Origin of the sequence: Corynebacterium ureicelerivorans (assembly GCF_000747315.1) — a bacterium.
Classification (GTDB): domain Bacteria; phylum Actinomycetota; class Actinomycetes; order Mycobacteriales; family Mycobacteriaceae; genus Corynebacterium; species Corynebacterium mucifaciens.
In genome coordinates, this window is sequence record NZ_CP009215.1 from 1,534,210 (window position 1) to 1,556,990 (window position 22,781).

Annotated in this window: 19 protein-coding genes; 4 read left to right on the top strand and 15 right to left on the bottom strand. The window is 65.0% G+C overall.

Annotation, left to right across the window (positions count from 1 at the left end; genetic code table 11):
- Positions 1 to 10: 10 nt before the first annotated feature.
- Positions 11 to 1,051, top strand: coding sequence for a GTP pyrophosphokinase (locus tag CUREI_RS07590; RefSeq protein WP_084768242.1), 1,041 nt, complete (start codon positions 11 to 13; stop codon positions 1,049 to 1,051).
- On the opposite strand, the gene CUREI_RS07595 is transcribed toward CUREI_RS07590, so the two are convergent.
- Genes CUREI_RS07595 through ilvA form a run of 4 tightly spaced genes read right to left on the bottom strand, consistent with a single transcriptional unit; the run spans position 1,052 to position 3,637 of the window.
- Positions 1,052 to 1,435 (bottom strand): RNA-binding S4 domain-containing protein, encoded by a 384-nt coding sequence (locus CUREI_RS07595; RefSeq protein ID WP_038612291.1) that lies wholly within the window; start codon positions 1,433 to 1,435, stop codon positions 1,052 to 1,054.
- A gap of 1 nt (position 1,436) precedes the next feature.
- A complete protein-coding gene (locus CUREI_RS07600) occupies positions 1,437 to 1,670 on the bottom strand; it encodes a hypothetical protein (RefSeq protein ID WP_038612294.1) in 234 nt (77 codons plus the stop codon).
- A 19-nt stretch (positions 1,671 to 1,689) separates the two neighbouring features.
- Positions 1,690 to 2,331 (bottom strand): IMPACT family protein, encoded by a 642-nt coding sequence (locus CUREI_RS07605; protein WP_038612297.1) that lies wholly within the window; start codon positions 2,329 to 2,331, stop codon positions 1,690 to 1,692.
- Between the two features lie 4 nt (positions 2,332 to 2,335).
- Entirely contained in the window at positions 2,336 to 3,637 is a 1,302-nt protein-coding gene (gene ilvA / locus CUREI_RS07610) for a threonine ammonia-lyase IlvA (protein ID WP_038612300.1), read from the bottom strand.
- Positions 3,638 to 3,763: 126 nt separating this feature from the next.
- On the opposite strand from ilvA, the gene CUREI_RS07615 reads away from it, so the two are divergent.
- Complete coding sequence (locus CUREI_RS07615; protein WP_038612303.1) at positions 3,764 to 4,633, top strand: choice-of-anchor I domain-containing protein; 870 nt, start codon at positions 3,764 to 3,766, stop codon at positions 4,631 to 4,633.
- Between the two features lie 93 nt (positions 4,634 to 4,726).
- Here CUREI_RS07615 and dnaE read toward each other — a convergent pair whose 3' ends face one another.
- The 7 genes from dnaE to lspA all read right to left on the bottom strand — a co-directional run bounded on the left by dnaE (position 4,727) and on the right by lspA (position 14,078).
- The gene (dnaE, locus tag CUREI_RS07620; protein ID WP_038612306.1) at positions 4,727 to 8,287 is read right to left on the bottom strand and encodes a DNA polymerase III subunit alpha; all 3,561 of its coding nucleotides are present in this window, start codon (positions 8,285 to 8,287) and stop codon (positions 4,727 to 4,729) included.
- A 57-nt stretch (positions 8,288 to 8,344) separates the two neighbouring features.
- Positions 8,345 to 9,613: an ABC transporter permease gene (locus tag CUREI_RS07625; RefSeq protein ID WP_038612308.1), complete on the bottom strand. Its 1,269-nt coding sequence runs from the start codon at positions 9,611 to 9,613 to the stop codon at positions 8,345 to 8,347.
- A complete protein-coding gene (locus tag CUREI_RS07630) occupies positions 9,614 to 10,324 on the bottom strand; it encodes an ABC transporter ATP-binding protein (RefSeq protein ID WP_038614223.1) in 711 nt (236 codons plus the stop codon).
- Between the two features lie 36 nt (positions 10,325 to 10,360).
- Positions 10,361 to 12,031, bottom strand: a complete 1,671-nt coding sequence (locus CUREI_RS07635; protein WP_038612310.1) for an efflux RND transporter periplasmic adaptor subunit — start codon at positions 12,029 to 12,031, stop codon at positions 10,361 to 10,363.
- 105 nt (positions 12,032 to 12,136) lie between these two features.
- Complete coding sequence (locus CUREI_RS07640) at positions 12,137 to 12,637, bottom strand: hypothetical protein (protein ID WP_051952275.1); 501 nt, start codon at positions 12,635 to 12,637, stop codon at positions 12,137 to 12,139.
- Positions 12,638 to 13,567 (bottom strand): RluA family pseudouridine synthase, encoded by a 930-nt coding sequence (locus tag CUREI_RS07645; protein ID WP_038612313.1) that lies wholly within the window; start codon positions 13,565 to 13,567, stop codon positions 12,638 to 12,640.
- Positions 13,557 to 14,078: a signal peptidase II gene (gene lspA, locus CUREI_RS07650; RefSeq protein ID WP_051952276.1), complete on the bottom strand. Its 522-nt coding sequence runs from the start codon at positions 14,076 to 14,078 to the stop codon at positions 13,557 to 13,559. Before lspA ends, CUREI_RS07645 begins: the two co-directional genes overlap by 11 nt.
- A gap of 49 nt (positions 14,079 to 14,127) precedes the next feature.
- On the opposite strand from lspA, the gene CUREI_RS07655 reads away from it, so the two are divergent.
- The gene (locus CUREI_RS07655; RefSeq protein ID WP_038612319.1) at positions 14,128 to 15,051 is read left to right on the top strand and encodes a hypothetical protein; all 924 of its coding nucleotides are present in this window, start codon (positions 14,128 to 14,130) and stop codon (positions 15,049 to 15,051) included.
- Here the strand turns inward: CUREI_RS07655 and CUREI_RS07660 are convergent, their stop codons facing one another.
- Positions 15,052 to 15,642: a hypothetical protein gene (locus tag CUREI_RS07660; RefSeq protein ID WP_038612322.1), complete on the bottom strand. Its 591-nt coding sequence runs from the start codon at positions 15,640 to 15,642 to the stop codon at positions 15,052 to 15,054. It abuts the gene before it with no gap.
- Positions 15,643 to 15,717: 75 nt separating this feature from the next.
- On the opposite strand from CUREI_RS07660, the gene CUREI_RS07665 reads away from it, so the two are divergent.
- Positions 15,718 to 16,611 (top strand): asparaginase, encoded by an 894-nt coding sequence (locus CUREI_RS07665; protein ID WP_038612325.1) that lies wholly within the window; start codon positions 15,718 to 15,720, stop codon positions 16,609 to 16,611.
- On the opposite strand, the gene CUREI_RS07670 is transcribed toward CUREI_RS07665, so the two are convergent.
- From CUREI_RS07670 to ileS, 3 genes are all read right to left on the bottom strand, one after another.
- On the bottom strand, positions 16,600 to 17,982 hold the full coding sequence (locus tag CUREI_RS07670) for a DNA polymerase IV (RefSeq protein WP_038612328.1): 1,383 nt from the start codon (positions 17,980 to 17,982) through the stop codon (positions 16,600 to 16,602). The genes CUREI_RS07665 and CUREI_RS07670 overlap by 12 nt on opposite strands.
- Before the next feature lie 43 nt (positions 17,983 to 18,025).
- Positions 18,026 to 19,324, bottom strand: coding sequence for an HNH endonuclease signature motif containing protein (locus CUREI_RS07675; protein WP_084768246.1), 1,299 nt, complete (start codon positions 19,322 to 19,324; stop codon positions 18,026 to 18,028).
- 209 nt (positions 19,325 to 19,533) lie between these two features.
- Complete coding sequence (ileS, locus tag CUREI_RS07680) at positions 19,534 to 22,710, bottom strand: isoleucine--tRNA ligase (protein ID WP_038612334.1); 3,177 nt, start codon at positions 22,708 to 22,710, stop codon at positions 19,534 to 19,536.
- Positions 22,711 to 22,781 lie beyond the last annotated feature (71 nt).

Below are 22,781 nucleotides of genomic sequence, written 5' to 3' on the forward strand. Positions count from 1 at the left end.
GCCCGCCGTTATGAGCACTGCAAAACAGCGCATCAAGGCGGCCACACCCCGGAACAAGGCGGTGGACGACACCATCGCCCGCCTCGGGTCAACGTATTTCGCCTGGGTGCGCGAACACGAGGACGCCGCGACAACCTTCCGCCACGCACTGCACGAGCTCATGCGCGACGCCGGCGTGAACTTCGACCGCGTGGATGCACGCGTGAAGTCGTGGACCTCGTTGAAGGAAAAAGCACGCAAGACCCGCGCGGACGGTGAGCTGGTCTACCCGGACCCCTGGAACGACATCAAGGACATCGTCGGCGCGCGCATCACGGTTCTGCACTCGACCGAGATCCCCGCCGTGCAGCGGCTGCTGGCGGACCAGTTCGAGGTGTTGCGCAGCGTGGACAAGGCCGAGGAGACGCGCGTGGCGGGCGGCTTCGGCTACGGCTCGCACCACTTGGTCGTGCGCGTGGAACACCAGTCCGAGGGACTGGAAGACTACGTGGGTCAAGTTTTCGAGGTGCAAATCCGCACCGTGCTGCAGCACGCCTGGGCGGAGTTCGAGCACGACATCCGCTACAAGCGCGCCGCCGAGAAGCTGGACCCGCAAGTCGACCGCGCGTTTACCCTGGCGGCTGGCCTGATCGAGCTCGCAGACCAGCAATTCGACCAAATCGCTGCCGTGGCCGACCCGCAGGAGAAGGTCAACACCGACGTTGACGCGGAAATCTCCCCGGAGACACTGCCCGGCATCCTCACGGTGCTCTTAGGCAACCAGTTCCCCCTCTCACGCGCCGGGGACTACCGGTTCTGCACCGAGCTGTTGCGAGCCCACGGAATAGAGCATGTCTCTGAGGTCGCGGAACTGATTAACCCGGCAGACATCGAGGCGCTGTCGAACTCCCTGTCGTACCCGTTCGTGCCGGGACAGGTGCGCGTGGTGGACGATCTTCTGCTCAACCGTTACGGCACCGAGCACATTCAACGCACATGGGATGCCGGCAACCGCCCGCAGGTGCGCCGCAAGCGCCTGACCACCCGTCTAGCGTTGCTGCGCGGAGAGTAGCTACTTCCGCCGGCCCAGCAAGCGGTCGGTCTCCCGGCGCTCTTTCTTGGTCGGTCGGCCCGTGCCGCGGTCGCGCACCGGCGGCGCGGCAAACAGCTCCCGCGGCGGGGGCGGCGGCGAGTGGTCGATGTAGCAGGACCGGGCTATCGGGGCTCCAACCCGCTTAGTCACGGTCGCCGCCACTTCAAGGATGAGCTCGCGGTGGTCTTTCCACACGCGCACGGTCTCTCCCGGCACCACCTGTGCGGCAGGTTTGACGGCCTTGCCGTCGATTTTGACGTGCCCGGCGCGCACAGCCTCAGCGGCTAGGCTGCGGGTTTTGAAGATGCGGACGGCCCACAGCCAGACGTCGATGCGCACGGCCGACGCAGTTGGCTGGGTCAAACTAGACCTCATCCTTGTGGTTCACAATGCGCTGGACCTTGTTCCAATTGGAGAACCCGCCCGCAACGGCGATAATCAGGCCGAGCGCGAAGATGGTCCAGGAACCGAAGATCAACCCGAACGCGATGCCGCCGGCGACGCCGCCGCCGGCCCACATGACGGCGTTGCGGGAGTACTGGCGAACAGCGGCTTTCCGCTGAGCAATCGGGTCGTTGGGGCGCGGCTGCATGGTCATGGGGCTTAAGTGTAGCGCCTTATCTGCCCCGTTCGACCCAACGGTGGCCTGCATCTTTCATCTCGGCCCCGCCGTGGGTGACCGCGGCAAGCAGCGTGGTGATTCGGTCGCGCTCTCCGGGGGCGTAGGCGAGGGTGTAGGCGGCGGCGCGGCCGTAGGACACGTCCATGATGTCGACGCCTGCCGCACGGAGCTCGGACTCGATGCGCCCGGCCTCCGCGTGCGGGAACTCGACGGTGCCTAACTCCCGGATTTCCCGGGGCACGGGTGTCACGCGCTTCAGCGTCTCGGTGACGGACTCGGTGTAGGCGCTGACCAGCCCGCCGGTTCCGAGCTTGATGCCGCCGAAGTAGCGGATGACCACAGCTACGACGTCGCGCAGCCCGGAGCCCTTGAGCACCTCGAGCATCGGCTTGCCGGCGGTGCCGGACGGCTCCCCGTCGTCAGAGGAGCGCTCGATCGGCTGAGCTCCCTCCTGGTGCACGATGAAGGCGGAGCAGTGGTGGCGCGCGTCGGGGTAGCGCTCCCTGGCTGCCTGGACGACGTCGCGCGCCTGCTCCTCGGTTTCGGCGCGCGCAACCCAGCCGATGAACCGGGAGCGTTTGACCTCGAACTCGGAGGTGGCAAGCTCCGCCGCAGGGCGGGTGTAGGACTGCTCCACTGCCCTAGCCCGCCACGATGAAGTCGTACTCCGGGGTGCCCGGCTCCAACCGGCGGCAGCCGATGGGGGAAGCGTCCATGCGTTCCAGCAACGGCCCGAGATCTTCCGCGTGCTCGAGCTCAATGCCGACGAGCGCCGCCCCTGTCTCGCGGTTGTTTTTCTTCAGGTATTCGAAGAGCACGATGTCTTCTTCCTCCCCGAGCACGTCGTTGAGGAAGTGGCGCAGCTGGCCGGCCTCTTGCGGGAAGTTGACCAGGAAGTAGTGGCGCAAGCCCCGGTGCACCAGTGAACGCTCCATGACCTCGGCGTAGCGCAGCACGTCGTTGTTGCCGCCGGAGATGATGCAGACCACCGTCGAGCCCGGGGCCACATCCGCCAGCCCCAGGCCAGCCACGGACAGCGCGCCAGCGGGCTCGGCGATAATGCCCTCGTTCTGGTACAGCCCGAGCATTTCCGTGCACACCGCGCCCTCGTCCGCCGCGTACAGCGTGATCGAGTCCTCGTGCTGGTTAACGATGCGCCAGGGGATGTCGCCGATGCGCTTGACCGCGGCGCCGTCCACGAATGGGTCGATGGATTCCAAGGTCACCGGCTCCCCCGCCGCGCGTGCCGCGCCTAGCGACGCCGCACCTTTCGGCTCTACCCCCACTACCTTTGTCGCCGGGGACATATCCGCCAGGTAGGACACCACGCCGGAAATGAGCCCGCCGCCGCCCACCGGGACGAGCACCGTATCCAGCTCCTTGCCCATGCTTGCAAGCTGGGCGACGATTTCCGCGGCGACGGTGCCCTGGCCGATCACCGTGTCGCGGGAATCGAACGGCTCGATCACCGTCGCGCCGCGGTCTGTGGCGTCTTCCCGGGCGGACTGCGCCGCCTCATCGAACGTGTTGCCCGTCACCACCAGCTCGATGGCATCACCGCCGTGCACACGGATGCGGTCCCGCTTCTGCTTCGGAGTGGGCTTGGGCACGAAGATCTTGCCCTGGATCCCCATGGCGCGGCAGGCGTACGCGACGCCCTGAGCGTGATTGCCGGCGGAGGCCGCGACGACACCGGCTGCCCGCTCGTCCTCGTTGAGCCGGGAGATGCCGTAATAGGCGCCGCGGATCTTGTACGAGCGCACGTCTTGCAGGTCCTCGCGCTTCAGGTAGACCTCCACGCCGTACAGCTCAGACAGACGCGGGCAGTACTGCAGCGGGGTAGGCGAAATCACCGACGAGATTCGCCCTTGCGCGAACCGGATATCGGCTGCGCGGACAGCGTCGAAAGTGGCATCGGACTGATCTGTAGTGCCTGTGCGCATGGTTAGGGAGTTTACGCCTGCCGCCGTCGTTCACTTCCACGCCACCTGACCGAAACTTTCTGCCTATTTCCAACCGGTGCACATAAGCACGTATTGCTTCGTCCGGCGCAATTGAAAGGTTTGCCGATGTCACCGTCTACCGTTTCCCGCACCGGCCTCGCTGCCGCCTGCGCCACCGCACTCACGCTCAACCTGACGCAACACGCCGGGGCAGCCGTCGTCGACTTACCTGTAAAACAGATCGCTGACGGCGCTACGGCCGCTATCTCGGCGCTCGGTTCGTACGGCGTTGACCCCTCCAACCCGGCCACACCCACAAAGGTCAGCGAGGTCTCCGGCGGCGGGAACACCACCATCAACTCTGTCGCGGTGCGACGCGACGGCCTAGCGGTGGCCACCGTCGAGCCGGAGAATAAAACGGACAACGGCGAGCTGATCAGCTTCGATGCCAGCGCGGACGAGCTTGGTGCCGTCCTCGGCCGAGTTGGCGTCGGTGCGCTTCCCGACATTGTCACCATCACCCCGGACGGCGCATACGCGCTGGTGGCGAATGAGGGCGAGCCCGCCGAGGACTACTCCTACGATCCGGGGGGCAGCGTCTCTGTCCTCAAGCTGCCTACTGACGTTGCCGCTGCGACCCAGGACGACGCATTGCAGGCCGGCTTGAGCAAGGTCGGCGACCTCGGCGCGGAGGGGTCGGCATTTGTGTCTGCCACAGACTCCCCGAACGGCCACAACCTGCTCATCGTCGGCAACGAGGTTTCGGGCACCCCCACCGTGTTCCAGGTGGACTCCCTCGTCGCCGAAACGACACCGTCGACTCCCAAGCCAAAGAAGCCGAAGAACGCTGCTCCGGAGTGGATGCAGCCGCCCTCGTACGAGGATGCGGCTCTTAAGGCCATCGCGAAGATTTCCGTCCGGGTCACCGGAATCAGCACTGTCGTGGTAGCGCTTGTAGTGCTCGCTGATGCCGTCCCTGGTCTGCAGCATGTCTGAAGCTGGCTACCAAGGCATTCCTGTAACCCTCAACCCGATAACGATGCCCGCCCGGCAACTCGCCAGGCGGGCATCATCGTCGCGCTATGGCCGTTACCCCAAAATTCCGGCCCCCAGCGTCGCTTTGAGGTCCCCCATCAAGCTCGCCGACCTAGTGACGCGCAAGTGTTCGCCCAGGATCATCAGCTGACTGTGTTCGCCGTTGACCAGGTTCAAGTACACATCCGAGTCGCCCGGGTTATTGACAAGCACCTGCTTGAGCTTGGCAATGGTGTCGACAGTGCACTGATCCGTGCGCATGGTCAGCCGCAGCGGCAAGCCAGCTCCGTTGCCGGGGCCGAGTTCAGGCACCTTTACGTCGTCGCCAAAGAGGCTCATTCGATCGTCTCGGATGGATACGTGCGCTTTGACCAAAATGATGTTGTCTTCAACAATTTGCGGCGCAACGAGGGCGTATACCTTGTTGAACAGGAGCACATCCACCTGAGCACCGTGGTGGTCCTCGATAGTCACGATGGCCCACGGCGAGCCGTCTTTCTTAGAGAATCGGCGGTCCACCGACGAAATCAAGCCACCGATAGTCACCTCGGCACCGTTGCGCAATTCCCCGGAGAGGATGGTGGTCAGCTGGGTGTCGGTCTGCGCGTCAATCGCCTCTTCGAAGCCGTCGAGCGGGTGGCCCGAGACGTACAAGCCGAGCATTTCGCGCTCCAGCGCGAGTTTATGCTTCCGATCCCATTCGTCGTCCGGCACCTCTATGGCAAAGGCCGCGTTTTCTGCCCCGCCGTCGCCGCCCAAGCCTGCGAAGAGGTCGAACTGGCCCTTGTCTGCGGCTTTCTTGGTGGACAGTACCGAGTCCACTGCGTCCTCTTGGATGAGCATGAGGCCCTTGCGGGGGTGCTCGAGGGAATCGAATGCTCCTGCCTTGATCAGCGATTCCGTGATGCGCTTGTTGCAAGCCAGCAGCTCGATCTTGTCCAGGTAGTCGGAAAAACTGGTGAAGTTCCCCTTTTCTTTCCTGGTTTTCTTGATGGACTCCACCACCTCGGCGCCGACGTTGCGCACGGCGGCGAGGCCGTAACGGATGTCGTCGCCGACAGCGATGAAGTTCTCTTCGGACTGGTTGATGTCCGGCTGCAGCACGCTGATACCTAAGTGGCGGCAATCGGACAGGTAGATGGCCGACTTGTCCTTCTTGTCGCCCACAGAGGTCAGCAGCGCGGCCATGTACTCGGCGGTGTAGTTCGCCTTCATGTAGGCGGTCCAGTAGGACACGAGCGCGTATCCCGCGGCGTGGGACTTGTTGAACGCGTAGGACGCGAACGGCTCGATCGTGCCCCAAAGTGCGTCCACCGCCTCCTTGGAGTAGCCGTTTGCGAACATGCCCGCGGAGAACGTTTCGTACTCCTTGGCCAAGACTTCGGGCTTCTTCTTACCCATGGCCTTGCGGAAGCCGTCCGCTTGGCCGGCCGTGTAGTTGGCCACCTTCTGCGAGATGTTCATGATCTGCTCTTGGTAGACGATCAAGCCGTACGTCTCGTCGAGGATGTCCTTGAGCGGCTCTTCCAGTTCCGGGTGGATCGGTGTAATCGGCTTGCGCCCGTTCTTGCGGTCCGCGTAGTCCCAGTGGGCGTTGACACCCATCGGGCCGGGGCGGTACAGGGCCAGAGACGCCACGATGTCGTTGAAGCCCGTCGGCTTCATGCGCTTGAGCAGTTCTTGCATGCCACCAGAGTCGAGCTGAAACACGCCCAGGGTGTCGCCGCGCGACAGAAGCTCGTACACGGCCTGGTTGTCGGTGTCGAGCGCCTCGAGGTCGATGGTCTCGCCGCGGTTTTTCTGTACGTTTTCCAACGCGTCGCCGAGCACGGTGAGGTTGCGAAGGCCCAGGAAGTCCATCTTCAACAGACCGATGGCCTCGCACGCCGGGTAATCCCAGCCAGTGATGATCGCGCCGTCGGCTGGGCGCTTCCACATCGGGATGTGCTCCATCAGCGGCACCGACGCCATGATCACGGCACATGCGTGCACGCCTGCTTGCCTGACCACGCCTTCCAGCCCGCGCGCAGTCTCGTAGATCTTCGCCACGTCGGGGTCGGTCTCAATGAGCGAGCGCACCTCCGCGGCCTCCGCGTACCGGTCGTGCTCAGGGTCGGTGATGCCCGACAGCGGGATGTCCTTGGCCATGATCGCCGGGGGCAGCGCGCCGTTGATGCGGTCCGCCATCTGGAACCCGGGCTGACCGAAGTTCACCTTCGCCGAGTCCTTGATGGCCTGTTTCGTCTTCACCGTGCCGAACGTGATCACCTGGGCGATCTTGTCCTCGCCCCAGCGCTCAGCGGCGTAGGTGATCATCTCGCCGCGGCGGCGGTCGTCAAAGTCGATATCGATATCCGGCGCGGACGGGCGCTCGGGGTTAAGGAAGCGCTCGAACAGCAGCCCGTGCTCCATCGGGTCGATGTTGGTGATGGTGAGCGCGTAGGCGACCAGAGAGCCGGCCGCCGAGCCACGGCCGGGCCCCACACGAATGCCGACCTCGCGGGCGTGCTTGATCAGCTCGGCGACGATGAGGAAGTAGGACGGGTAGCCCTTCATGTCGATGACGTCGATTTCGTAACTTGCGCGGTTGAGGTACTCCTCAGGCACCTCTCCCCCGTCGAAGCGGTCCTTCAGCCCGCGCAGCACTTCCTCCCGCAACCACGTTGTCGGGGTGTGGCCCTCCGGTACGTCGGCGATGGGCATCCGGTCGTGCGGGTGCTCCTCCCACAGCTCGCCGTAGTCGCCCACGCGCTCCGCGATCCACAGCGTGTTGTCGCAGCCGTCAGGCACGGTGGAATCCCACAAGTCGCGCATCTGCTCAGCGGACTTGATGTAGTAACCCGTGCCGTCGAACTTGAACCTGTCCGGATCCAGCAGCGTCTTACCGGTCTGCACACACAGCATCGCCTCGTGCGCCGGAGCCTGGGACTCCAGGACGTAGTGGCAGTCGTTGGTAACCAGCGGAGGCAAGTCCAGCGCCTCGCCGATGCGAAGCAGGTCCTCGCGCACACGCCGCTCGATGTGCAGCCCGTGATCCATCAGCTCGAGGAAGTAATTGTCTTTGCCGTAAATGTCTTGCCACATCGCCGCGGCCTCCAACGCCGCGTCGTACTGACCCAGACGCAGGCGCGTCTGCACATCGCCCGAGGGGCAGCCCGTGGTGGCGATGATCCCGTCGGCGTGTTCAGCGATCAGCTCCGCGTCCATACGTGGCCACTTGCCAAGTTGGCCCTCGTACGAGGCCAGGGAGGACAGCTTGAACAGGTTGCGCAGACCGGTGGCATTTTCCGCCAGCATGGTCTGGTGCAGATACGCGCCCGAGGCGGAGACGTCGTCCGGCTTCTGGTCCGGCGTGCCCCACAGCACGCGTTTCTTGTTGAACCGGGATTCCGGCGCCATGTACGCCTCGATCCCGATGATCGGCTTCACGCCCGCGTCAACCATGCGGCGGTAAAACGCATTGGAGCCGAACATGTTGCCGTGGTCGGTCATGCCAACCGCGGGCATGCCCTGGCGGGAGACTTCCTCCGCCAGAAGATCCACCTTGGCCATGCCGTCCAACATGGAAAATTCTGTGTGGTTATGCAGGTGCACAAAGGAGGATTTTTTGGCCATGCGGGTCATCTTAGACGGCACGCCGACACCGGCGGATCTCCCCGAAACCCTGTTCGGTTATTCGTAGCGGAGCGCGTCGATAGGCTGCATCTTCGCCGCCTTCGACGCGGGGTACGCGCCGAAGAACACGCCGGTTGCCAGCGAGAACAGCAGCGAGAAGAGCACCGCGCTCAGCGGCGGCCACGTCATCTCCAGCACCGCGGAGCTTGCGATCAAGCCGACCGCGCCGCCGAGGATCACCCCGATAATGCCGCCGATGAGACACACCAGCATCGCCTCCACGATGAACTGCACACGGATGTCGCTCTGCGTGGCGCCGAGGGCCTTGCGTACTCCGATTTCGCGAGTGCGCTCAGTGACCGTAATGAGCATGATGTTCATCACCCCGATGCCGCCGACGAGAAGCGAAATGCCGCCGATCGCGGACAGCACCGTCGACAGGGTACGGAAGATGGTGGTCAGCCCCTCGAGGCTCGCGGAGATGTCGAACACCTCAGCCTCGTAGTCCTCATTTCCGGCGTACTTCCGGTCTAGATAGGACTGCAGGTCGTTGCGGAACACTTCCGGGTCTTCGTTCGCCGCGGAGCGAACGCTAAACGACGGCACCCAGTCGACTTCCATCCCGACCCGCTCAGCCGACGTGATGGGGATGTAGATCTGCGCGAACGCGGATTGGCCGAACGCTGGGCTGTCACCGGTTTCCTCCAGCACACCGACGATGGTGAACACGCTGGTGTTGTTGTTCACCTCGACATCGAAGCGGGAGCCGAGGGCCGAGGTCGCATCGCCGTCAAACAGCGCTTCCACCAGCCCGGGCGACACCACCGCCACGGGCCGTTGGCTATCGATCATGTCCTGCGAGATGCCGCGGCCGTACTGGACGTTCAGGCTGCGGATATCGAGCGACGCCGCAAGCACCGGATTGACACTGACGCTGGCTGTGGTGTCATCGAGGGCTGCCTCGCCGTCGCTGGAGGTGTCGATATCCACGCCCTGCACGCGGCCGTGGAAGGCGGCGGCGAGTTCATTGAGCTCGTCGATGGTCATGCCGTCGCGCTCGTCCGACGGCGGGGCCAAGCTGAAACCCGCGAACGGGTCGTCGGAGCCTTCCCCTTCCTCCGCGCGCTCGTGGATCATGACCGGGTAGGTCGTCGTGCCGGCGTCCTCAAGACCGCCCATCACATCATTTTCCAGCGCACGGCCGAGCGTCATGATGATGATCACGGCCATGATGCCGATGATGATGCCCAAAAGTGTGAGCAGCGAACGCAGCTTGTTCGTGTTCAGGCTGGATACGGCCAACCGCACGGATTCCCGGATGTTCATCTACTTCGCGCCTTCCGGTTCGCGCACGGCCGCGATACGCCCGTCCATCATTTCCACCACTCGCCCGGTCTCCTCCGCCAGCTCGGGGTTGTGGGTGATGAAGACGATGGCCTTGCCGAGGTCCTGGTTGAGCTCGTGGAACAGGTCCATCACCATGCGGCCGGTTTTGGAATCCAGGGCGCCGGTCGGCTCGTCCGCCAGCAGCAGGTCAGGATCGTTGGCGAGGCTGCGCGCAATGGCAACGCGCTGCTTCTGCCCACCTGAAAGCTCATTCGGGTTGTGGTGGAGGCGGTCGCCCATGCCCATGCGGTTGAGCAGCTCAGCTGCGCGCTCCTCGCGTTCCTTGCGCTCCACGCCGGCGTACATCATCGGCATCGCCACGTTCTGCAGTGCATCGATCCGGCCGATCAGGTTGAAGTTCTGGAAAATGAAGCCGATGTTCTGGCTGCGGTAGGCCGCGAGTTCCTTGTCTTCCTTTGCATAGACCGGCTCGCCGTTGAAGGCGTAGGCCCCGTTTGTCGGGCGGTCCAGCATGCCAATCAGGTTCATCAACGTGGACTTGCCGCAGCCGGATGGTCCAACAATGGAGACGAACTCGCCTTGATCCGCGAAGAAGTCGATACCGTGCAGCACGGTGAGCTCACTCGGCTCGCCCTCGTTGTACGTCTTGACCACGTTGCGCATGTCGATGAGCAGGCCGGAATCGGCCATGCCACTGTGCTTGACTGAGGAGGTGGGCGCAGTCATCTACTGCTCCTCGGCGGCCCGGCGGGTACTAGTGACCGTCACCGTGGCCGTGGTGCGTTCCTTCTTTTCGCGGGCCTCGCGCACCTTCTCCCCATCGAAGTTCGGGTCGTTGATCTCGACCTTCTCACCGATGCGGCCCGTGTACTCGTCCGGCCAGTTGATCACGATGTCGCCCGGCTTGAGGTCGCCGCCCGTCACTGCGATGTCAACGTCGTTGGACGCGCCCGTTTGCACCGCACGCTCCTCCACCGTGCCGGTGGTCGCGTCGTCGTCCTCAGTGGCCAGCACCAGCACCTTCTGGTCCTTGTCCTCGCCGTAGACCGCATCCAGCGGGACATTCAGGGCGTCTTTGGCCTCGGCCGTGATGATCTCGGCGCGCGCACTGCCGCCGAGGAGCAGGCCCTCTTTGTCGCCGGTGATCTCAATTTCAACGGGGAACGTGACCTCGCTGGACTTGGCCGCCTGGCCACCCATCTCTATGGCCGGATTCTGGTTCCCACCGGAGACCGAATCGGCCGCCGGGGCAATCCGGGAAACCCGGCCGTTGAACTTCTTCTTTCCAGTGGCGGTGGAGGTGAACTCCACGCGGTCGCCCTCCGCAATGTTGGGAATGTCCGCCTCGCGCACATCGGTGCGGATCACCAGGCGGGAATCATCCGCGATCGTCATGAGTTTGCCTTGCGGAATGTCGCCTTCTCGCACGTCCACGCTCGTGACCAGGCCCGCCAGCGGCGCGTACACCGTGGATTCGCGCACCTGGTACTCCAGGGTGCCGTCGCCGTCGCCGAGCTGAGCCGCCTCCGCCTGGCGCCACGCCGAATCCAGCTCCGCTTGCAGCTGGTCGCGCTCCTGAGCGGCCTGTGCCTGCGCAGCAGCGAGGTTGGCTTTCGCCTCTTCCAACGCCGCGTACGCTTCGTCGGTGCTCACTGCCACGCTCGCAGCAGCGCCGCCGTTCTCGGCCGTGAGCTGCGCGAGTTGGTCCGCGGTCACACCGCCGGTGTTACCTTGACTCACGCCTTGGTTCGGCGCGGCGGGAGCAGCAGGGGCACCCACCACCTCGGGCGGCGCCACCACACCGGGCGCCGGCACCGGCGCCGGCACCGGCGGCTGCACCGGCGCAGCGGTCCGCACACCCGGCAAGTGCGAGGAGATGCCGCCGGCAGCGCGCTCGATGGCGTCCACGCCACGATTGACCAAACGAGCTCCGCCGTTTGCGGCGACGGCGGCGTTATAGGCCGCCTGCGCCTGGTTCAGCTGCGCCTGAGCAGCCCGGATCGTGGGGTTTGTGCCGTTATCCAACCCCGCCTGGTAGGCGTTGAGTTGGGATTGCAGCTGGTCCACCGCCGCCTGCGCATCGGCCTGCGCGTTCGCCTGCTGCTTCTGCTGGACCTCCAGCTGGCGCTCGAGCTGCTCGGAGTTGAGGGATGCCAAAAACTGCTCCGGCTGGACGCGGTCGCCCGCCTTCACTGCCACCTTTTCCACCTCGGACTGCACCGGGGTCGTGATGTTCACGGAGCGAACCGGTTCAATCGTCCCGTTGACCACAACGCTATCTGAGACTCCCTCATTGGAGGCCACCGTGTAGTCGCCCGGCTTCAGGCCGTCCCCATCGGCGTCGTTGTCACCGCCGCCGAAGCCGCAGGCGCCGAGAAGGAGCGTCGAAGTGGTCACTAGCGCAAGCCCCGCGCGAGTAAAACGCCTGCGTGCGGTCGAGCTGTCGGTGTGGGAAGTCAAGAGATCTCCTCGCGTAAGGGGCCTGCATGCAACGTTGCAAAACTATACACGTCCACCCGTCGCTGACCGGGTGAGTGTGAAGGCACCCCACACCGCATCAGCCGGCAGCATTTCCACTGCAAGCACGCGGTAATCGTCCGTGATCCGACGGAGCTCTTCTCGCGTGGCGTACACCACGGCGCTGGTGAGGGGTTGCGTGGTGGCGGCCCGGAGGACGTCGATACGCGAGCTGCCTGGCGACGGCTCCGGGACGACGATCGGAGCCTCGCCGGCAACAACGAGTGCGCTCACGCGCGGGGCCGGCTGGAGCGCCGCCACCGCTGCAGGCGCGTCGAGGGGGAGGGCGAACGTGACCAGCGAAAACGAGGCGTCCTCGTGGTCGAGGGTTCCCTCCGCCCGTTGCACGTACGCCTGGGTGGATTCGCCCGGCAGCGGGCCGAGCTCATCTCCCTGCGGCACTGGCGGCTTCGGGGGCACGGCGACACCCACCGCCCAAAAACCAGCGACCACAAGCGCCGCCGCAGCAACGATCGCCGCCCGCATTTAGCCCTGCCGAACCTTCTCCAGCGCAGCGCGCAAATCGTCGGGGTAGTCCGACACGACCTCCATGTACTCGCCGGTGCGCGGGTGGGTGAAGCCCAATTTGGTGGCGTGCAGCCACTGCCGCTTCAAGCCGAGTTCGCGGGCCAGATTGGGGTCGGAACCGTACATCGGATCGCCCACGCACGGGTGCCCCACGGAGGACATGTGGACACGGATCTGGTGGGTGCGGCCGGTTTCCAAGTGAATATCCATCAGGCTTGCGCGCCGAAACGCCTCGATGACGCTGTAGTGCGTCACGCTGGGCCGGCCACCGTGCGCGACGGCGAACTTCCAACCCGCCGAGGGGTGGCGAGCAATGGGCGCATCGATCGTGCCCTCAATTGGGTCGGGCAACCCCTGGACCAGCGCGTGGTAGGTCTTATCCACCGTCCGCTCTTTGAAGGCGCGTTTAAGGGCGGAGTACGCGGGCACGCTGGCGGCCACGACCATCACGCCGGAGGTTCCCACGTCGAGGCGCTGCACGATGCCTTGGCGCTCCGGCGGCCCGGCATCCGGCAGGGTAAAGCCCATCGCTTGCAGGCCGCCCACGACATCGGGGCCTTCCCATCCGAGTGTGGGGTGCGCAGCCACGCCCACCGGCTTGTCCACCGCGATGACATCGGCGTCGTGGTAGAGAATCTCCAGACCCTCCACGAGTTCCGTCACCGGCTGAGGGGTGCGCTTCGGCTCCGGCAGGGTGACTTCCAGCATCGCGCCCGACGCGACACGGTCGGATTTCTGCGCTGCCGCGCCATCGACGAGCACATCGCCCTCTGCGGCCATTTCCGCTGCGACGGCTCGGGAGACGCCGAACAGTTTGGCAATAGCCGCGTCAACCCGCATGCCTTCGAGCCCTTCGGGCACGGGCAGAGCCCGAAACTCACCGCTCATCGCCGGCTCCCCTCAATTCGGTTGCGAGCGTGGCCAGAATGAACACGCCCACACCGACGGTGATTGCGGCGTCGGCGAGGTTAAATACCGCGAAGTCGCCCACAGAGATGTAGTCCACCACGTGGCCGAACCAGAAGCCGGGGTCCCGGAATAGCCGGTCGCACAGGTTGCCCAGCGCTCCTCCAGCCACCAACGCCAGACCGAGCACTTCCCACCGGTTGTCCATCCGCGGCGCAAACCACAACGCGCCGACGACAAAGGCGAGCTGGATCGCTGTGAACACCCAGGTGAAGTCTTCCCCCATGGAGAACGCCGCGCCGGAATTGAATAGCAGGTAGAAGCGGAACCAGTCCTCGATCACTGGCTGCGCCACGCCGGGCTCCAGCCATCCCAGCATGAACTGCTTAATCAGCTGGTCCACTGCCGCGACAGCGAGCATGACGGCCACTACGAGGCCGAGGTGGCGCGGTGCTGTATGTGCGGGTCTTGCCGGAAGAGTTGCGTGATCCATCGCCGTATCACTTTAGCCGGTGGCACCCGGGCCAGGTAGCTTCGGAGGAATGTTCCGCAGCCTCCGCACAATCACCGCCGCCGCCGGCCTTGCTCTCACTCTGACCGCATGTTCCCCCTCCGACGACGACCCAGTGGCCGGGGTACCGGCATTTCCTATCGACGCCCCTTCGGTCACCCTCCTCAACCCCGGTGACAACCCCCAGGAGGTGCGCTACTTCCCCGACGGCGAATGGGACACCACCGTCGCCGTTTCCTCCGGCGTGGACCAGCACGTCGCGAAGTCCGGCGATAGTACTGCGCCAGAGGCACCCGCGGGCGGCGACGTGGACACAACCACCCTGCCACTGGCCGCCGAAAGCACCGAGGCCCCGGCGCCGGAGGACGGTGAGGAGGATGCCGACACGCGCATCGACTTCACCGCCGGCTCCGGCAAGCACTCCAATTTGGACGTGGGACAAGACGTTGCGGCCGCCGAGGGGTTCCACATGAGCTGGCGCGCCGACGACTCAGGGAGCATTTCCAGCCTGAAGCTGCTCGCTCCTGACGGCGCACCGGAACGCGGCCTGCAGCAGGTGGAAACCGCGCTACTCGCCCTTGTCAACAACGCAGTCATTTTCCCGGATGAGCCGATCGGGCCCGGCGCGAGCTGGTCGGTCGAGCGACGCGTCGCCGGTGATGCAGCAACGTCGCGCATCACCACCTACACCCTGGTCTCCCGCGATGGGGACAGGTTGACGCTTGATGTGGCAGTTGAAGAGCGTCCTCAGCGCGACAGCGTGGCCGTCGACGGGCAGGACGTGAAAGTTAAATCAGCCAGCACCACCTCGCAAGGGCAGCTGGTGGTGGACCTGTCCCGTCCACTGCCGGTATCCGGCCAGTCCGCCTGGACTACCCGCCTCATCTACGGCGGGGACGAAAAAGCGCGGGTGGTCCAGGACATCACCCGCGCGGTGCAGTACGGCGTCGAGTAGTTAGAGGCTCGGCGCTGCCGGCGCCTCAGCCGGGGCTTCCGGAGCGGCGGGTGTCTCTGCAGGCGCCTCAGGAGCCGCGGGAGCGTTGGTCTTGCACATGTCCGGCACCTGCTCCGGGGCGAGCGTGTTGCTGACCAGGAAGCAGGCCCAGCTCTGGGAGATCTTCCAGTTGCCGTCCTCGTGGACAAACTCCACGTCTTCCGCCAGCTGGGATTCGGCGTCTGGGCGGGTGAAGCTCACGGTGGCCAGCACGGAGTCGGCGGTGTAGCCCGGCAGCACCGGGTTGACCACCTGGAAGTTCGCGCCGGATTGCTGCTGCGACTGCGTCATCAGATCAAACAACTCCGGGGAGGTCTCGCCGCCCTGCACCGTGTTCGCACGCTCCGAGATAGGCAAGTTCGGGTCCGCCGCGCGCTGGAGCACGGCGTTGAGCTCCTCCGCCGTGGGCATCTCCGCTGCTGGCGCGGCCTCGGAGGTCACCGCCTTGGTTTCAGTCGTGGTTTCAGGTGTGTCCGAATCCTCGGAGCAAGCCGCCAGGCCCAGTGCAAGTCCAGCGGCGGCCGCGGCTGCGACAAGTTTCGGTGCTTTCACGTAGATCTCCTTGCATAGCGTAAATCTCCGGCTTCACGTTACTGCACACCCGCTCGCTTCTGGCACTCTGTCTGCATGAGCGTGGTAGTTATCTCATCCGGCGGCACGATCGCCTCGACCAAAGATGCTTGCGGAGCACTCGTCCCGACACTGTCCGCAGATGAGCTCATCGCGTCCTGCGGCACCACCCGTCACGTGCGCGCCATTGACATTGCCAGCCTGGATTCTTCGTCCATGGGCCTGCGCGAAGTGGACCTGCTGCGCGCCGTTGTGCGGGATTTGCTTAGCGACGGTGACGTCTCCGGGGTCGTGGTCACCCACGGCACCGACTCCATGGCTGAGACGGCGCTCGCACTGGACCTCGTCCACTCGGACCGCCGCCCAGTAGTGCTCACCGGTGCGATGCGGCCGGCGGATCATCCCACCCCGGACGGCCCAGCCAACCTGCGCGGCGCCATCGAGGCCGCCGCCACCACGCACAGCCGCGGCGTGATGGTGCATTTCGCGGGCGCGACCCTTCCGGCGCGCGGGCTGCTGAAAACACAGACCACCGCCGGGGATGCGTTCACCCTCACGAGCCCGCGCGTGCTGCCCCGCCCCATGGCGGTTCCGCCCGCCCCACTCGAGGGTGTACGCGTCCCCATCATCCGGGCGTGGGCCGGCGCCGACGACGCGCTCATCAATGCACTACCGCCTATCGACGGGCTCGTACTGGAAGCCCTCGGTTCCGGCAACGTGTCAGCCAAGATGGGCAAAGCGGTTGCAAAGATACTGCGCCGCGGGGTGCCGGTAGTGGTCGCGACCTCAGTGCCGTACGGCGAGGTCTCGTTCGCGTACGGGGGCGCGGGGGGCGGCTCGACGCTTGGGAGCCTCGGCGCGCTTCCGGCGGGCTACCTCAGCGCAGGCCAGGCGCGAATCGCTCTGGCGACCGCGCTGGCGACAGGGGTAAACCCCCGCTCACTGCTGTGAGAACCAGTCGTCCCAGTCCAGGGAGTCAAGCGGGTCCGCCGGCTGCAATGCTGGGTCATCCGCTCGCAAGCTCTGAATCCTGCCTGGCCCAGTCGCGCGGGTTTCAAACCGCACCGTGACCCAGCCTTTGCCCGCCCCCTGCACCCAGCCGTGCCCATAGTCCGGGTGAAAGACGTCTTGCGTGGCGCGCCAGATCCCCTGCGTCGGTGCCGCTTCCTCCTGCGCCTCGGTGTCGAAGCGGGTTTCGTGGTCGCTGACGCCGGTTTCGTAATCCGCGGTCACGGGCGCCGGCTTCACAATCGCCTGGTCCAGCTCCGGGAACAGCACGTCCTGCAGCGTGTCCTCGAGGCCGGAGTAGGACACCCCCACGAGGCGGATCGGCCCCACCTCATCCGGGTAACGCACGATGCGAAACGCGGTGGCGAGCAGCGTCTCCGCGTCGTCGGTTGCGTACGGCAGGGTCGCCGAGCGGGACTCAATGCGGAAATCCGCCATCCGCAGCTTCACCGTCACCGTGCGCGCGCCGCGGCCGTCCTTGCGCAGCCGTCGGTGGGATTCTGCAGCCGCACGCTCCAGAGCAGCGTCCACTTCCGCGGCGGTGCTCAGGTCTTGCGGGTAGGTGTGCTCCGAGGAGATCTGTTTGGACACGGCACGCGGTGCAACTGGGCGCTCGTCTACCCCGCGCGCCAGCCACCACAGCTGCTTGCCTACCGCCCCGCCGATGGCGATGTCTAGCTCCTTTTCGCTCAAGCGTGCCAGATCGCCGATCGTTTCAATCCCCGCGGCGAGCAACTTGGTCTCAGTCACGGGGCCGACTCCCCACAGCGCGTTGACCGGCATCGGGTGCAAAATCTCCAGCTGCCTGTCGTGCGGGATGACAAACACACCGTCCGGTTTCGCGCGCCCCGAGCCGATCTTCGCGTACTGCTTACCGGGTCCCGCCCCGATAGAGCTGGGCAACCCCGTTTCCTCCTTAATCGCCGCCCGCAGCCCGTTCGACCACTCCTCAACCTCCTCGGGGCTCGCCCCGACAAGGTCTGCTGGCTCCATGAACGCCTCGTCGATGGAGAGCTGCTCTACCACGTCGACGTGTCTGCCAATCACCTCAAACACCCGGCGCGACGCCGCGGCGTAGACGGGCCGTCGCGGTGAGACGAGCACTGCCTTGCTGCCGACGAGGCGCGCTGCACGGTGCGTCGGCATCGCCGAGCGGGCGCCGTATTTTCGCGCCTCGTAGCTCGCCCCGGCGACAACACCGCGCCCGGATACGCCGGCGACCAGCACGGGGCGGCCCTGCAGCGTGGGCCGGGTCAGCTGCTCGCAGGACGCGTAGAACGCATCCATGTCGATGTGCAGCACCCAGCGATTCATGCCCACCACTGTGCACCACCCTGAACGCCGAACACCAATCCCGTCACCCGTCGAATGACGATCCGGTAACGAAGTCCATCCGCCTGGGTAGCCCCCGGCCGCGTGAGACGAACCGCGCCCCGTCGTTAAACGTGAAAATCAGGTCGGGCCCCGCACTCTCGATGGTGATCACGCCGTGGCTTACCTGCGAGTGGCAGCTCGAGCACAGTGGGATGAGGTTATCCATGTCGGTCCTCCCGCCGAATTCCCATTCCCTGAGGTGGTGTATCTCGATGAACCGGCGGTGGGAGCACCCGGGCATCGCGCACTGATAGCCCCATACCGCGAGCAGAGCCTGCACTTGGCCGTCCGTTGCGAACCGCTGGGAGCGCCCGACGTTGATAGTGAGTCCATTTTTGTCCAGCAGGTGCAGGCGCACCATCGCGTTGGCCAGGTAGCTTCGCACATCTTCGGACCGGGCTGCGCGGTTTTCGGGCATCCAGCAACCCCCTTCCTGGTTCACCATCAGGTTCACCTGCACGCCGGGGCTGCGCAGCGGGCTGGCCGGGTTCGATCTGACCATGTCGATCATGGCCATCAGTGCGCCGTAGACGTCCTGTTTCTCCGGCGGACCGAAGCGAGACACAGTGTTGGCGATGCTCTCGGCGCTGATTTTGGTGCGTCGGCGCGGCTGACGGTCTTGCTCGGCTGGGACGGCGTCTTCGGCGTCAGCTGCGTCGTCGATAAGCATCTGCGCCTTTTCGGGATCATGCAGGTGAGCTGGGTCGAGATCTTCGAGGCCGAAACAGGCCAGCTGCGCGATCTTGAGCGCCGACAGTAACTTTTGGCCAGCCACCGCAGGCAGCCGGGACTCGAAGGCGATCATGCCGTCGTCGCACTCGCGCGCGCGGGCGTACGGCTCCGTCGGCTCGTGGTCCTTCGGCCCCGCCCCCGCGAGTACCAACTTCAGGTCGGAGAAAGCCAGAGAGAGCGCCAGCTGTACGAGCTCTTCCTCGCTCTCTTCCTCGAGGAACCGCAGGAGAAAACGGACGGTCGAATATGGCATCACCCCGGATTCAAACGCGTGGAACAGCCGCCGGTACTTCCGCAATCCCCGTGCCACACGTACATACTCAAACGCGGTTGCTTCTGGGAGGTTGAGTTCGCGACGGAGCCAAGTCGCCGTCGTTTTTTCCCCGTACGTTTCCGCGAGCTGCTGCTCGTCGAATTGCCCCACCGCGTCCAGCATCCACGCCCTGTGATGGTTCGCCGTGAGATGGTTACCTTTGATCTGCTCTTCGAGTAGGTCCGTTGATAGACCACCCGTTCGAGCCTGCGCTTGTTCTTCCACTGCAGCTGTCATGTTCACACCCCTCGTTTGAAGCCGTACTTCCGTTATATGACGGTCATATGTTCGAATCAAGAGTTGTAAGCAAAATGACTACTGAAGTGGACAACTCAGCGGAATTCCGGAATGCGGTTAGCCGAACACGTTGAGGAAAAACTATGCCGCTGCATAGTGGCCCCGTTTAGGAAACCACTATGCAGCGGCATAGCGCGAAGGTCCGCGGGCTAACCGTTCTTGCGCACGGCCGCGGTGACGCCCTCCACCACGTCGTGGCCGTCCACCGGCTCAGTGACTACGTCAAAGGACGTCGCCAGCGTCTCGGAGGCGATGTGCTCGGCGTGCGTGCGAGCCCACGCTTCCTTCTCGGCCGGCACCGCAAGCACGACCGCGATGCGGTCGGACACCTCGAGGCCCTCTCGCTTGCGAGCGTCCTGAAGACCACGGATAACATCTGCCGCCCAGCCCTCGGCCTCGAGTTCCTCGGTGACCTCGGTGTCCAGCACCACCAAGCCGACCGTGCCGTCCGCGTCCACGCGGGCGGTGCTCTCCGGGTTCTCTGCCACCAGGCGCTCGGTGTAGAGCGCCGGGGTGAGCACGATGTCGCCATCGACAACCACATCGTCGCCGCGCCGCTCGTAGTTGCCTGCCTTGACGTTCTTGATCGCGCGCTGCACGTCCCTACCCAGCGAGGGGCCGGCCACCTTCGCGTTGACCACAACTTCGAAGGATCCGGCGGAATCGACGTCGTCAGTCAGCACCACGTCTTTTACGTTCACCTCGTCGCGGATGGTGTCGCGGAACGGCTCGAGCCTGGCCGCGTCCTGCAGCGCGACGGTGAGCGTCGGCAACGGGAGGCGGTTGCGCAGCTTGTTCGCCTTGCGCACCGACGAGGCGGCAGAGCACACCGCGCGGGTGGCGTCCATCGCTGCGACGAGCTCTGCGTCGGCCGGCAGGTTCGCGGCTTCCGGGTAGTCCGTCAGGTGCACCGAGCGCCCGCCAGTCAGGCCGCGCCAGATCACCTCGGAGACGTACGGCAGCAGCGGCGCCACCGTGCGGGAAACGATTTCCAGCACCGTGTAGAGGGTGTTGAACGCCTCCGGGTGCGCCTCTTGCCCCTCCCAGAACCGGTCGCGTGAGCGGCGCACGTACCAGTTGGTCAGCGTGTCGGCGTAGCGGCGGACCTCGTCACACGCGTCCGCGATGCGGGTGTCCTCCAGCGCCTCGCCCACGGATGCAACGAGGTCGTGCGTCTTGGCCAGGATGTAGCGGTCCAGCACGTTGTCCGAGTCCACCGACCACTGCGCCTCTTCGGAGGAGTACAGCTGCAGGAACGTGTAGGCGTTCCAGATAGGCAACAGTGCCTGGCGCACGCCCTCGCGGATGCCCTGCTCGGTGACGATCAAGTTACCGCCGCGCAGGATCGGAGAGGACATGAGGAACCAGCGCATGGCGTCCGAGCCGTCGCGGTCGAAGACCTCCATCACGTTCGGGTAGTTGCCCTTGGACTTAGACATCTTCTGCCCGTCCGAGCCCAGCACGATGCCGTGCGCGACCACCTTCTTATACGCCACGCGGTCAAACAGCGCGGTGGACAGCACGTGCTGCACGTAGAACCAGCCGCGGGTCTGGCCGGAGTATTCCACGATGAAGTCCGCCGGCTGGCGGGTCTCAAACTCCTCGCGGTTTTCAAACGGGTAGTGGTACTGGGCGAACGGCATGGAACCGGACTCGAACCAGCAGTCGAGCACGTCCGGCACGCGGCGCATCATGGACTTACCGGTCGGGTCGTCCGGGTTGGGGCGGACCAGCTCGTCGATGTGCGGGCGGTGCAGCGACTTCGGGCGGGTGCCAAAGTCGCGCTCCAGCTCGTCCAAGGAGCCGTAGACGTCCACACGCGGGTACTCCGGGTTGTCGGAAACCCACGCTGGCACCGGCGAGCCCCAGTAGCGGGTGCGGGAGATGTTCCAATCCCGCGCCCCCTCGAGCCACTTGCCAAACTGGCCGTCGCGGATGTGCTCAGGGATCCACTCGATCTCCTGGTTCAGCTCCACCATGCGGTCACGGATATCCGTCACCTTCACAAACCACGCGGGCAGGGCCATGTAGATCAATGGCTCGCCGGAGCGCCACGAGTGCGGGTAGGAGTGCACGATGGTCTGGTCGCGGACCACCCGGCCCTTCGCGCGCAGGTCGCGGATGATGTCGCGGTTGGCGTCGAAGACCAGCTTGCCTTCGTACTCGGGCACGAGCGAGGTGAACTTGCCGTCCGCATCCACAGGGATGACAAGGTCGATGCCGTACTTCTGGCAAGTGAGCATATCGTCCTCACCGAACGCCGGCGCCTGGTGGACGATACCGGTGCCGTCTTCGGTGGTCACGTAATCCGCGTTGAGGATCATAAACGCGTTGTCGTGGTCACGGAAGTAGTCGAAGACCGGCTCGTACTCCAAGCCCTCCAGCTGGGCACCCACGTACGTGGCCACCACGTCGTAGTCGCCGAGCTCCTTGCCGTACGCGCCGAGCAAGCTCGTCGCCAGCAGCAGCTGCTTATCGACGAAACCTTCGGCCCCGTCTGCACCGACCGTCACCAACGAGTACTCCACTTCAGGGTGGACGGCGAGCGCCAAGTTCGACGGCAGGGTCCACGGGGTGGTGGTCCACGCGATCGCAGCCGCGTCGTGAAGTTCGGGGTGCTGTGCCCACGTCTGAGCCCCCGCGAATCCTTCCCGGCCGCCGGTCAACGGCAGCGTGACGGTGACGGTGGGGTCCTGGCGGTCACGGTAAGAGTCATCCAGGCGGGTCTCCTGATTGGACAGCGGAGTGTGCTCGGCCCAGGAGTACGGCAGGACGCGGAAGCCCTGGTAGATCAAGCCCTTGTCGTAGAGCTCCTTAAACGCCCACATGACGGACTCCATGTACTCCGGGTCCATGGTCTTGTAGCCGTTTTCAAAGTCGACCCAGCGCGCCTGGCGAGTGACATAGTCCTCCCACTCCCCCGCGTAGTGCATCACTGACTTCGCGCAGTACTCGTTGAACTGCTCCAAGCCCATGTCCTCGATCTGGGCTTTATCAGTAATGCCCAGTTGCTTCTCCGCCTCCAGCTCCGCAGGCAGACCGTGGCAGTCCCAGCCGAAGACGCGCGGGACGTGGTACCCGGCCATGGTGCGAAAACGCGGCACGATGTCCTTGACGTAGCCAGTGAGCAGGTGCCCGTAGTGGGGCATGCCGTTTGCGAACGGCGGGCCGTCGTTGAAGACGTACTCCTCGCAATCCTCGCGCTGCTCAAGCGATGCCCTGAACGTGCCGTCGGCGCCCCAGTAATCCAGCACGACGCGCTCCATGTCCGGGAAGCGGTCGCTGCCGCCCGTCATGTCAACCTTTGGGTAGACGTTGCCAACCATGGCTACTCCTCCTTCAGCCGTACAGGGACGCAGTGTTGCGCGGTACCACCCTGCTTGGGGCACACGCCCCC